Raw genomic sequence first — 12,938 nt, forward strand, 5'->3', positions numbered from 1 at the left:
GACCGGCTCACTCGTCCCGCAGCAGGGGAATAACGGGGGCGAACGCGTCCATCTGGGTGGGGAATACACCGACGTAGGACATCGAGGTGAGCTGCCGCACACGGCGGATCTGCTCGGCGATCTCCTCGAATGTGCCGATCGCCACGTAGGGCGAGTTCAGGATGTCCTCGACGGACAGCTGAACATCGACTTCCAGGTTCGGGTGCAGTCCCCGGTCCAACGCCGACAGCGCCATCTCCGCGGTCTTCTCGCGATCGTCGGTGATCACGACCGCGGTGACGGCCCAGTTCAGTTCGATGTCGGCGAACCGGTCACCGGCGGCCTCCTTGATCAGATTCACCTTTTCCACGGCCTTCTCGATGGTGATGCCGGAGAGCAGGCCCTTGCCGTTCTTGGTGGTCACCGGAACGACGGAGATGATGTCGGCGTGCTTGGCGGCCAGGCGCAGCATCTTCGGACCGCCACCGCCGGTGCAGATCGGCGGGCGCGGACCCTGCCGCGGCCTCGGTGTGCCTTTGATGCCCCGGACCTGGTAGTGCTTGCCCTCGAAGGTGCACTCCTGGCCGCGCAGCAGCACGTCGAGAATGGTCAGCGCCTCGTCGAGCTTCTCCAGCCGGACACCGGGCGATTCGTAGGCGATGCCCGCGTTGTCGAACTCCTCCTTGATCCAGCCCGCGCCGAGGCCGACCTCGAGCCTGCCCTTGGACAGCACGTCGATGGTCGCCAGGTCCTTGGCCAGCACGACGGGGTGGCGGAAACCGTTCGCCAGCACCGACGTGCCGAGCCGGATCTTCTCGGTGGCCTGGGTCAGCGCGCCGAGCGCGGCGATCGGCCCGATCTGCTCGCCGAGGTGATCGGGCACCACGAAGGTGTCGAAGCCGTATTCCTCGGCCTGCTGAGCGGTCTGCACGAACTTGCGCGCACCGCCCTCCTGCTTGTTTCCCTCGCCGGCCGCCGCGAAGCGGAACGGACGCAACGGAGTGCCCAGCGCGGACAACGCAGCATCCGCGTCACGGCTCGCCGTGGTGGCCGGTGCGGCGGCTTCTGTCATGAACTCATGCTCCTGGCTGTAAGGAAAATACGGGCGCGACGCCCGCCCGGGTCTGCGCTGCGGTGGTGCCCGGCGTCGCGATCACCAGCGCACTTTACAGCGTGCTACCCAACTCGAGTTGCGCTTGTCACGCCAAGGGGGTGCGGGGTATCTCACGGTCTGTGAATTCTCACGAATGGGGCGGATGCGGCGCTGCCTCGATGAGGCCCGCCGCCCAGTTGGTGGTCCACTGCGTCGCGGTGGTGCCGTCACCGTCGACGACGTAGGTGTTGTAGAGGGCGTGCACCGGGTTCCCCGCCGCCCGGACCAGCGAATTCACGCTGCCCACGATGTTCCACGGACTCAGTGCCTCCCGTGGGGCATCGCAGATCAGATCCCCGGGCGCGCACATGGTGTAGGTACGGTCGGCCAGCGCGCCGAAGCCCCCTTGACGCGGACCGGTCATCGTGATGCCGGGCACGTTCAACCCCTTCAGCGCGACTTCGGCACCCACGCCGGGCACGGGCGTCCCGATCTGGATCGGCTGACCCTGGCCGGTCTCGCCGGTGCGGCGTCCGTCGGCGATCAATGTCACGCCGAGCACCAGATCGGCGGGCACCGGGCCGTCGCCCGCGCCGATCTGCGCGGCGACGTCACCCGCGATCACCGCACCTTGGGAGAACCCGGCGAGCACGTAGGTGGTCAACGGGCACTCCTGATGCCGTGCGGCCATGGCGTCGACCATTCGCGCCGTGCCCTCGGACCGGCTGTTGTTGTAGGACTGCTGGCCGTCCGGCGGGATCGCGATCGGATTGGAGAACTGCGCGACGTAAGGAACGGTGTACACGTCCACCCGCTCGCTGGGGAACCGCTGGGTGATCGGACCGGAGACGTTGAGCATCAGCGATACCGGGTTCGCGGTGGGATTGTGCGGATCGTCGAAGCTGTTCGACTCCCAGGTGCCGGGCACCGAGATCATCTGCACGTCGGGACAACTGGCCGGCTGCGAAGTCGGCCGCTCCGGCGGCTTCGGGCCAGGGCCGGGCGGGCGCAGACGCCCCGCCAGCAGATACCACAGCAGCAGGACCACCAGGACGATCAGCAGCACGACGCCGATCACGACCAGACATCCCGCCGGCCTGAACCGGCGGGAGGTCGAACGGGAACGCGAACTCACTGGCAGTACGTGGCGCGAGCGGTGGTGATGTAGATCTGCCCGGCCTTCTCCACCGGCATCTTGGCCGGGTCGAAGGACGGATCGGAACCTGCCATGGCGTTGACGAAGGTCATCAGATCCTGATCGGACGCACCGGCGGCGGTGCCCTGGCAGACGTACGCGCCGATGCTCAGTGCGATGTCCGGGGTGGACGGGGTGACGCCCTGCTTGGCCAGATCGTCCAGGAACCGCTTGTCCTTGTCGGTGAGCTTCGAGGTGTCCGCGGGCGGGACGGCTTCGGTCGGCACCGGCTGCGGACGCTCGGGGGCCACCGTCGTCGTGGGCTGCTCCGGCGCGGGAGCGGGCTGACCGGTGTCGGCGGGCGTCGATGCGGCCGGCGACGTCGTCGTCGCCGTCGTGGTGCGGGCAGGCGTCGACGGAGTGCTCGTCGCGGTCGAATCATTGTCGCCGCACGCGGCGAGCAGGCCGGTCGCGGCGAGCGCCACGACTACGCCGAATACCTTTCCACGGGTCCGATGCATGAATTCTTGTCCTCGATCTGTCGCTGAGCGGGGGTCGGGTCGCCCACCAGGCTAGCTGGGTCGTCTTTGCCGCGCCTTCGGCCGGTGCCGGCGGGAGTCGGACGATCCGACCGTCTCAGAGGCTGTGGACTTCCGGTTTGCCGTCGCGCACCGTGATGAAGCCGCCTTGGAAGTTCTGTTGCATGCCGTCCGAGATGGGGAACTCGTCGCCGGTGGGGTAGCCGAGTTTGCCGTTCTCGTAGCCGGTCTCGCGCCAGGCGTCCAGCACCGGGCCGTTGCGCACCGCCCAGGCGCCGGAGACGGGGCTCCAGTAGATGTTGCCGCCTTCGAATCGGCTGAACCGGCCCAGTTCCTTCAGCGCCTGTTCCTCGTCGACCGGGAAGCCGAGCGGACTGTTCTCGAAGCCGAGCTGGGCGTACTTGCCGAGGATCAGACCCTGGACACGATGCACGCCGGTGGCTCCGCTGTAGTAGAACGGGCCGTTCTCGAAGGCTTGCACGACGCCGTCGCGGCTCGGTGTCTTGATCTCCGGCGCGACCGGATAACCGGCGGGGCCGCGTTCGAACCCCTGCTTGCCCCATTCCGCCAGGATCGCGCCGCGGACCACCTGGGCACCGGTCTGCGGCGTCCAGTACAGCGAGCCGTTCTGGAAGGACTGGTATTTGCCGCGACCATCCTCCAGCGCGCGCTCCTCGCTGGTCGGCAGGCCGAGCGGTCCGGTGGGCCCCCCTGCCGCCTGGTAACCCGCACCGAACAGACCGCCGACCGGATACGCGCCGCTGCCCGGCGTGTGGAACACCCGGCCACCCGCGAAGTCCTGAGCGGTGCCGCCCGCCACCGCGTACTCCCCGGTGAGGCAGTGGCGGAGCCAGCCCGCCGCGGCGGCCACCGGGCCGATCGCACCGCCCGGCTGGCAGTCGGGCTTGCCTTGGTCGACGCCCAGCGCGGAGGCGGCCTGGGCCCAGGACTGGCGCATCTCGAAATCCCAGTACGGCCAGGAGTGGGTGCCGGACGGGCGATAGTTCACCTGCGCCGGGATGGCCAGCTTGGACAGCTTGGTCACGAAGTTCTGCGAGGTGAGCCGCGCGAGGATCTCCAAACCCATGCCCGCGATATTCGTGCTCACCCCGGGTATGCCGAGGGCCTGGTCGTAGGGTCCGATCGCGCCACTGCCGCTGGAGATGTACAGGCTGACGCCCCGCAGCTTGTCGGCCAGCATGTACGGGTCGTGCGCCTCCCACTCCGGTCCGGTCTGCGGACCCCACATGGCGGCGGAGTCGAACCCGCCCGCGTCGCGCATCGCGAACTCGATGGCCTGGGGCATGCCCAGCGTCGTGGTGGTCAAGAAGCCGGAGTACGAGGCGGCGTGCCGCACGAAGCCGGGGTTGCGGGCGGCCAGGAGCATCGCGGCCGTGCCGCCCATCGACAACCCTTCCATGCCCCGTACGCTCGTCGCCCGCCAATGGCTCTCCAGCAGCGGCGGAAGCTCCTTGGTCAGGAAGGTTTCCCACTTGTAGGTGCGGCCGTTGTCCGGCTCCAGCCAATCGGTGTAGAAGCTGGACTGCCCGCCGATGGGCAGCACGACGGTGACGTTCTTGTCGGCGAAGAAATCGACCGCCCCCGCCTCCTTCGTCCAGCCGTTCTCGTCGTCGGTCGCGCGCAGGCCGTCGAGCAGGAACAGCACCGGGAACCGGGCCTCAGGGCGGGCGTTCCAGTCCCTGGCCAGCAGCAACTGCACCTGGATCGGCGCACCCATGGACGGCGAGGTCACCCACAGCGCGACGCGACGGTCGCTGAGCCACTGGACCTTCTCCAGCACGGGCGCGGCCACGGCCACCGTGGGTTCCGCGGCCGCGGGTGCCTCCACGGACGTGCCCGCGGCTAGGGGGACCACCAGTGCGGTGGCGAGCAGCATCAGCCGCTCGCGTGCCGAACGAGCGACGAGACGCCCGCGTATGCCACAGCTACCGCGCGTAATCCCTGCCACAGAAGCTTTGTACTCCCGTTATAGCGACGTTTACGGGAGACACGCGCTGCCTAGCAAACTATGTTCGCTGTCCCGCGATCAGCACTGGCCCCGAACGCAATTCAGGCCGCACCGAAACGGTGCGGCCTGAATGCGAGAAGGTGGATCAGATCACCAGGCGCCGGTGGCGTCCAGGATCATGTTGCGGGAGGCGAACAGCTGGCCCTCCCAGTACTTCCAGGAGTGGGTGCCCGCGGCCGGGAAGTCGAACCGGGCCGGGATACCCAGCGAGCTCAGGCGAGCCTGGAACGCACGGGTGTTGACCAGCGAAAGGGCTTCCAGCGCCATCGCGTTACCGGTGTTGAACACGCCGACCGCCGAGTTCGGCTGGTCGAACTGACCCGGCAGACCGCTGGCGGCCGAGATGTACATCGGCAGGCCCTTCAGCTGCGGCGCGAACACGAACGGGTCCATCCGCAGCCACTGCGGGCTCCACGGCGCGGCCATCGAGTCGACGTTGAAGCGGCCCGCGTCCAGCATCGCGACGCGGATCGCCTCGCGCATGCCCGGCGCGGAGATGTTCAGGTAGCCCGAGTAGGAGGCGGCGAACTTGAACTGGTCGCGGTGGTAGGCCGCGAGAGCCAGCGCAGCGCTGCCGCCCATGGACAGGCCGACGACCGCGTTGTTGGTGCGCGAGACGCCGTAGCCCTCCAGGAAGGCCGGGAGCTCCTTGGTGAGGAAGGTCTCCCACTTGTAGGTGGTCTTCTGGCCGTTCAGGTTCGACGGTGCGTACCAGTCGGTGTAGAAGCTGGACTGGCCGCCGACCGGCATCACCAGGGTGATGTTGTCGTTGCCGAACTGCTGCAGCGCGTTGGTCTCGAACGACCAGGCGTTGCGGTCGTCGCGGGCACGAAGGCCGTCGAGCAGGTAGAGCGCCGCGTTACCGCCGCGCGCGGCCCACTGGACCTGGACCTTGATCGGGCCCATGCTGGAGGGGACCATCAGGTCCTCGAAGCCACCCGCGGGCGCTCGCAACACCGGCGCGTGCGCCGACGGCGCCGCGGTGGCGAGCGTCGGGGTCGCCAGGCCCGCGGCAATCGGTAGCGCCAATGCGGCGGCACCGACAGCCAGAATTCGATTACGCCAACCGCGAGGCGCGCCTCGTCGTCCCGACTCTGTTCTCTTCGGCGCGGCCGCCCTGCCGAAACGCATGAATCCTGCTCTCTTTCTGCTGTTGTGGTGCCACCTCGCCACCCGAAGGGCGAAGCGGCACCCGTGTTGCCAACGAGACGCGCGTCACGGACATGGTCCCGACAATCCGATCCCCGTGACGGCGCTACAACGATCTGGTCACACTTGCGCTCGCTGGACGATATTCGACGGTCCCGGCTTTAGCAAGATCCGAGGTCTTTCCACTGGCCGAAATCCATCCGTTTGCGCAAGGTAATGATGCGGTGACCTTATCGCGTTCTCGCGGTGATGTCGTCTTGGATCGCAAGATATTCGCGCTCCTGGCGGGAACTGTCACCGACTCGAGATCTTCGCAATCCCGGCGTCCGGCTCGCCCCCTAACCGGCGCACCGCGCGTCCGGTCGACGACGCGAAGACCCGGCAGGACCGTCGACCGAGATGTGATCGGCCCCGAGATCTGCCGTGATAGCCACGAGAATGATCTCGAGCAAACAGTTCTAGCTCCGAAGATCTTATCGCAGCGATTCCACAGCAAACGAATCGGGGACAGTCGCGCCCTCCCCACCCACCCCTAAAACCCCCTACTCTGCCCAACCCCTACCCCGAGTTCGGCCGCCCAGAGCCCCCACACACCCCCTACAGCACCCCAGTCACCGAGAAGCCACACAACTGCACAAACGCGAACAAATATTCTCGAACCATGGGTGCGTCACAAGCGCGAGATCCCACTCACCCACCCTCCTCGGGGTGCGAGTCATACGAGCGCCGTTCGCGGCCCGGCTCGCGTCGGAGCGGACGAAGCGCATGCGCCGCAGGGGCGAGTCTCGTCCGCTCCGGCGCGAGCCATAAAGGGGGCCGCGAACACCCAGCGCCACAGGCGCTGGAAATCCAACTCACCCGATGTTCGCCGACATATCCGGAATCATTCGCATGGCCTCGTCGGACCAGTTGTTCCAGGCGTGAATACCGAACGGCGGGAAGGAGTACACGGCGTTGCCGCCGCCGAGCGTCGCCATCCGCACCTGGAACGCGCGGGTGTTGGCCAGTGCCAGGGTCTCCAGACCCATGCCGTTGAGGGTGCCGAAGCTGGGCGGGTCGGTGGCCGAGGGCAGGCCGCTGGCCGCGGCGATCCACACGCGGGTGCCGTTGCGGACCAGGTTGGGGGCGAACACGAACGGGTCCATCCGCAGCCACTGCGGACTCCACGGCGGAGCCATCGAGTCGACGTTGTAGCCGCCCGCGTCCAGCATGGCGGCGCGGATCGCCTCGCGCATGCCCGGCGCCGAGTTGTTCAGATACCCGGAAAACGAGCCGGCGAAGCTGAACTGGTCCGGGTGGTAGGCGGCCAGGGTCAGCGCCGCGCTGCCACCCATCGACAACCCGAAGGCGCCGTTGCGATTCGGGTTGAACCCGAGCCGGTCACGCAGCGCCCAGCGCAGGTTGTTGGTCAGAAAGGTCTCCCACTGGTAGCGGTAGCTCTTGCCCGGCCCGCCCGCGAACCCGTCCAGCCCGCCGGAACCGGTGCTCGAACCGCTACCCGCCGGAATGCCCAGGAACTCGCTGGGCGCGATCCAGTCGGCGTAGAAGCTCGACATGCCGCCGACCGGCATGACCACGTTGATGTTCTGGCTCGCCAGGACTTGCGGGATGTTCGTCTCGATCTCCCAGCCGTTCAGCGATTCCGGCGCCCGCATGCCGTCGAGCACGTAGACGACGCGATTGGTGTTGCCGTCCGCCGCCCGCAGGATCCGGGTCTTGATCGGGCCCATGCCGGAATCGACCCAGAAGTCGAAGGCCGCGGGGTCGAAGGCCGCCGATGCCGTGGCGCCGGTGCCCGCGATGGTCGTGCCGAGCGGCAACAGCAGCGCCACGGCGACGCCGAGGGCGGACCGTCGCAACCACGAACCGGATGTTCGAGACCCCTCGGGCCCGCGCTTCCCGCGCGCACTACGCATCACATTCGACCTTTCCCTCGAGCGGCCTCGTTCAGCAAACTTTCAGCGATCAATACCGAGCCCTCATCGGGCCCCGAGTCGCCACGTCTACCGAGAAATGGACGAATAGATCTCGGTGCATGTCGTTGGAGTATCAATCGGGAACGAATGCCTTCATGTTGCTGGATGGTGATCCAGACCACAACTACCGAAGCCCGTTTTCTTCGTATTCGTTGCCGAATTACCGCCGGACGACCCGGTAAACGCCGAAAGACCGCTCCGTACCGTTGGCGCGGAGCGGTCTTTCGTCGCGATTGCCGAGCTACCCGATGTTGGCGGACAGGTCGGGGATCATCCGGTAGACCTCGTCGGCCCAGTAGTTCCAGTTGTGCACACCGACGGCCGGGAAGTCGTAGGTGACGTTGTTCGCGCCCAGGGTGAGCATGCGGACCTGGAACGCGCGGGTGTTGGCCAAGGCCAGCGCTTCCAGCCCCATCGCGTTGACGGTGTTGAAGCTCAAACCGTCGGCCCCGCTCGGCAGACCGCTACCGGCGGATACCCACAGGCGGGTGTTGTTCGCCTTCAGCCGCGGCGCGAATACGAACGGGTCCATCCGCAGCCACTGCGGGCCCCACGGCGGCGCCATCGCGTCGATGTTGTAGCCGCCCGCGTCCAGCATCGCCACGCGCAGCGCCTCACGCATGCCCGGCGCGGAGATGTTCAGATAGCCGGAGTACGAACCGGCGTAACGGAACTGGTCGGGGTGGTAGGCCGCCAGGGTGAGCGCGGCGCTGCCGCCCATGGACAGGCCGAATACGCCGTTGCCGTTCGGGTTGAATCCGAGCCGGTCGCGCAGCGCCCAGCGCAGGTTGTTGGTGAGGAAGGTTTCCCACTTGTAGGTGCTGGTCTTGCCCGGTCCGCCGGCGGAACCGGTCAGCAGGCCGGAGCCGGAGTTCGCCGAACCGGTGGACGACGAGCCCGCGCTGCCCAGGCCGAAGAAATCGCTCGGACCGTTCCAATCCGCGTAGAAGCTGGACGGTCCGCCGACCGGCATGACCACGTTGATGTTCCACTTGGTCAGCTCACGAACGACCTCGGTGTCGATCTCCCAGCCGCTCAGGTCGGTGCGCGCGCGCATACCGTCCAGCGCGTAGACCACGCGCCCGGTGTTGCCGTCGGCGGCGCGGAAGACGCGGGACTTGATCGGCCCCATCTCCGAATCGACCCAGAAGTCGAAACCGTCCGGGTTGAACGCGGCGGACGCCGGGGCGGCAGGGCCTGCCACCGACACCCCGAGCGGTAGCAGAACCGCCAGCGACACCAGCACGGACCGCTTGAGCCAGGAACCTGCTCTTCGAGTATTAAGACGACGCCCGATCACGCCTCGCATCAGTTTGAACCTTTCGTTTCACAGCGACAGCGGCAAGCCGTCCACACGGTAACCCGCCGATGCCCTCAACCGATGGACGCCACGGCCGGGCATACGGTCGTAGCGTATATCGGTATCGACACGGTGGCGTTACCAAAAAGAGATAAAGCGGCGTACGCCACTTTATCGGACTCGCACAAGGCCCTGGTCGGCGTGCATGACCTGGCCCGGTGCGTGCCACGGATTCAGCGCGGCGCGATCGGTTGCGGGAACGGATCGGCCAGTCCGCACCGCTGGATCTCGTACTTCGGCACTCGGTCGATGCGGTACTTCGCGAAACGCAGCGAGTTACGCAGGTTGTGCCGGAACCGCTCGAAGGTGAGCGGGTCGCGCGAGGAGATCAGCAGTGCCTGGGTGTCCGGGCAGGACATCGCGGTCCGTGCCTGGGTCACCCATTTCTCGTCCAGATACCAGGGCATCCACGGTTTCTTGTCCACCATGCCCGCGTCCACGATGACCCAGTCCGGGTACAGGCTCTTGTCGTGCCCGATCCGGCCGTCGGTGAGGCGGTCGGTGTGCGCCGCCAGCGGGTAGGCCAGGCCCATCGGATCGATCACACGCACGTCCAATGGGACGTTCATGCTGGTCATCCCGAGGTTCAGGAAGTAGACCGTGTGCCCGGCGCCGCCGTCCGGGATGGGCTGCGGCGGCGGAGCGACATACCAGAACATGAACGAGGGCGAGTTCAGCAGCAGGCCGCCGTTCGGGCTCGCGGTGATGTCGTCGACCATGGCGCGGATACGCGGATAGTCCAGGTAGTCCTCGGCCAGTATCGGGTGGTCGTGCCCGGTGTTGAGCACGTAGTAGACGCGCTCGTCGACGATGCCGGTGGAGGTGATCTTGGTGCCGGTCTTGATCGCGGTGGTGTTGGCGGCGAACAGCGCCCAGCCCGCGACGCCGACGAATGCCACGGCGATCACCGCGAAGGACCAATCGGCGGCGGTCGCCGCGCGCACCCCGCCCCGGGGCGCGCGAATCGGGATGACCGCGACCGGGAGCAGCAGCAGGAACAGCTGCGGCAGCAGCATCCGGCCGTGCATGAAGTCGCCGCCGACTCGCAGCGCGTACAGGGTCAGCAGGAAACCGCTGACGAGGGCCATGGCGACCACCGCTCCCGGGGAGCGCAGCCACGTCCGGACCCGCTGGATCGACCGACCGCGCGCGCCCGACGAACCGGCGTCGGCGGTCCGGCCTGCCCGCGTGCGCGCGGCGAGCACGCCGGCGAGCAGCAACACCAGCAACGGCGCCCACAGGAAGTACGGACCGACGAGGTCCCAGAGGTAGGTGAAGCCCTGCCCCCACTTGGCTCCGCCCGCGTCCTTGGCGACGGCGGTGTTGGGGTAGGGCAGACCGTAGTAGCCCATCCGCCAGATCTGGTAACCCAGCGGAACCAGCCCGGCCACCGCGACGATCACCGCGCGCAGCACGATCGGCCGCAGCTTGCTCTCCGGCATGGGCGCGAAGAAGATCATCAGCAGCGCCAGCGCGCCGACCAGGGTCATCTCGGGACGGATCAGCGGGGCGAGCCCGGCGAGGAAGACCAGTCCGAGCAGGCCGGGCAGACGCACCGACTTCGCCTGGCTCCAGCGCATCAGCTGCCACCACAGCAGGCCGATCCAGCAGATCACCAAGCCGCTTTCCAGCCCGGAGGTGACGTAGTCGCGGGCCGGGGGCAGTGCGATGTAGACCAGCACGCCCGCTGGCAGCAACAGCCCGGTGCCCGCGCCGCCCCACAGCCGCGCCGAGCCGAGCATGGCGAACACGACCGCGGCCAGCGACACCGTGAGCGCGACACCGAGCACCACGTACTCGAGCCGCGCCTGGGTCAGCCAGCTGAAGAACCAGACCAGGTAGGTCCACGCGGTGCTGGTGTTGGTTTCGACGCGCTCGCCCTCGTTGAAGACGGGGCCGTTGCCCGCCAGCAGGTTGCGGACGGTGCGCAACACGATGAGGCCGTCGTCGGCGATCCACCGTCGCTGCCAGCCTCCGACCGCGAAAAGAACAACGGTGAGCGCGATCCCACCGACGAACGTGGCTTCGGATAGGCGCGTGAACCGCGACGCGGAGCGGGTCTGCTCATCGGCTTGCCGCTCCGCCGCGTGTTCCGTTCGCTCCGCTACCAGCATCTCGTCAGGTGAGATAGACAGCGACACCTACCGCTCCGATCCAGGCGATTGCGAGGAACTGCAGGATGCGGTCCCCCAGCGCGATCTCTTCCGGTTCCCCGGCCTCGCCACCATCGACGTCGACCGCGTAACGCAGGATTGCGATGGTAAACGGGATCATCGAGATTGCGAACCAGTTGGTGTCTTTGATGCCGTCCTGCTGGAACGCCCAGAGCCCGTAGAACACCACGACCGCCGTCGCGGCCAGCGTCCAGATGAAGCGCAGGTAGGTGGGCGTGTAGTACTCCAGCGACTTGCGGATCTTGGCGCCGGTGCCCAGCGCGATCTGCAGTTCCGCGTAGCGCTTGCCCGCGGCCATGAACAGCGAGCCGAAGGCCATGATCAACAGGAACCATTGCGACAGGTCGATGTCGGCCGCCGCGCCACCGGCCACCGCGCGCAGCAGGAACCCGGACGACACGATGCAGATGTCCAGCACGGCCTGATGCTTGAGGCCGAAGCAGTAGGCCAGCTGAATGCCGATGTAGACCGCCATCACCACGGCCAGATTCCACGAGGCGAGGAACGATCCCGCGATCGACCCGGCCAGCAGCGTGGCCGACAGCAGATAGGCCAGGTTCACCGGGACGATGCCCGCGGCGATCGGCCGGAACCGCTTGGTCGGGTGCGCCCGGTCGGCCTCCACGTCGAGCGCGTCGTTCACCAGGTAGATGCCCGACGCCGCCATGCAGAACACCACGAAGGCGATGCCGACGGGCGCGAGCACGTTCACGTCGGTGGCCGTGCCCGCGGCCAGCGGGGCGGCGAGCACCAAGACGTTCTTGACCCACTGCCGCGGACGGACTGCCTTGAACAGACCGCCGGCCAGCGTCTTGGGCGGGCCCTTGACTACCGCCTCGGCGAGGTCGGCGCCGGTCGGCTCTTCACTCATGTCAACCAAGGCTCTTTCTTGTGCGGTCACTGTCGAGTCTCTTTTCGGCGGCGAGCAGGGCGGCGGCGGACGCGGCGCCGAGCGCGGAACCGGCGAGCACGTCGGAGGGGTAGTGCACCCCGAGGACCACCCGGGAAAGCAGCATCGGGGGGACGAGCACCGCAGGCAAGGGTAGCCCGGTCAATCTGCCGAGCAACACGGCCGCCGCCGTCGTCGAGGTCGCGTGCGAGGACGGGAAGCTCAATTTGCTCGGCGTCCCCACGTTGACCTGCACCGACGGGTCGTTGGGGCGCGGTCGGCGAACCACGCGCTTGATGACGATCGAGGCTGCGTGCGCGCCGACCGCGCCGACCGCGACCCCGGCCCACTGTCTGCGCCGCGGTTTGTCGACCAGCCATCCCGCGGCCGCGATGCCGACCCAGCCGAGCGCGTGCTCGCCGAAGTGCGACATGCTGCGGGCCGCGGACACCACGGCAGGTTTGCTGCCGAGGGTGGCCTGCACGGCGTTGATGATCGCGACTTCCGGCGGCGCCTGCTCGGCCCTCGCCGGTCGCGCGGACACCGGGCCGCCGTGCCCGTTGGCGCTGTGCAACGGCGGCTGCACGGCCGCGTCGTCGGCGGCGCTCGCTCCGA

The 12,938-nt window shown here is 67.7% G+C and carries 10 protein-coding genes; all 10 read right to left on the minus strand.

The features are described from left to right. Window positions 1-7 precede the first annotated feature (7 nt). Window positions 8-1,051, minus strand: a complete 1,044-nt coding sequence (locus tag ACGF7Y_RS09035; protein WP_083863172.1) for an LLM class F420-dependent oxidoreductase — start codon at window positions 1,049-1,051, stop codon at window positions 8-10. A gap of 169 nt (window positions 1,052-1,220) precedes the next feature. Next, window positions 1,221-2,156, minus strand: coding sequence for a cutinase family protein (locus ACGF7Y_RS09040; RefSeq protein WP_393233069.1), 936 nt, complete (start codon window positions 2,154-2,156; stop codon window positions 1,221-1,223). A gap of 47 nt (window positions 2,157-2,203) precedes the next feature. Next, window positions 2,204-2,728: a DUF732 domain-containing protein gene (locus ACGF7Y_RS09045; RefSeq protein WP_357123109.1), complete on the minus strand. Its 525-nt coding sequence runs from the start codon at window positions 2,726-2,728 to the stop codon at window positions 2,204-2,206. Between the two features lie 115 nt (window positions 2,729-2,843). After that, the gene (locus ACGF7Y_RS09050; protein ID WP_393233072.1) at window positions 2,844-4,643 is read right to left on the minus strand and encodes an alpha/beta hydrolase-fold protein; all 1,800 of its coding nucleotides are present in this window, start codon (window positions 4,641-4,643) and stop codon (window positions 2,844-2,846) included. A 222-nt stretch (window positions 4,644-4,865) separates the two neighbouring features. Beyond that, window positions 4,866-5,906 (minus strand): alpha/beta hydrolase family protein, encoded by a 1,041-nt coding sequence (locus ACGF7Y_RS09055; RefSeq protein WP_245548770.1) that lies wholly within the window; start codon window positions 5,904-5,906, stop codon window positions 4,866-4,868. Window positions 5,907-6,778: 872 nt separating this feature from the next. Continuing rightward, window positions 6,779-7,840, minus strand: a complete 1,062-nt coding sequence (locus ACGF7Y_RS09060; protein WP_393231225.1) for an alpha/beta hydrolase — start codon at window positions 7,838-7,840, stop codon at window positions 6,779-6,781. 301 nt (window positions 7,841-8,141) lie between these two features. Then, complete coding sequence (locus tag ACGF7Y_RS09065; protein ID WP_051174760.1) at window positions 8,142-9,209, minus strand: alpha/beta hydrolase family protein; 1,068 nt, start codon at window positions 9,207-9,209, stop codon at window positions 8,142-8,144. A gap of 224 nt (window positions 9,210-9,433) precedes the next feature. Continuing rightward, a complete protein-coding gene (zomB, locus tag ACGF7Y_RS09070) occupies window positions 9,434-11,374 on the minus strand; it encodes a flagellar motor control protein ZomB (RefSeq protein ID WP_393233075.1) in 1,941 nt (646 codons plus the stop codon). Window positions 11,375-11,378: 4 nt separating this feature from the next. After that, window positions 11,379-12,305, minus strand: coding sequence for a decaprenyl-phosphate phosphoribosyltransferase (locus ACGF7Y_RS09075; protein ID WP_393231227.1), 927 nt, complete (start codon window positions 12,303-12,305; stop codon window positions 11,379-11,381). 1 nt (window position 12,306) lies between these two features. Beyond that, on the minus strand, window positions 12,307-12,867 hold the full coding sequence (locus ACGF7Y_RS09080; protein ID WP_051174779.1) for a phosphatase PAP2 family protein: 561 nt from the start codon (window positions 12,865-12,867) through the stop codon (window positions 12,307-12,309). Window positions 12,868-12,938: the final 71 nt, after the last annotated feature.

It is taken from the genome of Nocardia sp. NPDC047654, assembly GCF_043205035.1.
Taxonomy (GTDB): domain Bacteria; phylum Actinomycetota; class Actinomycetes; order Mycobacteriales; family Mycobacteriaceae; genus Nocardia.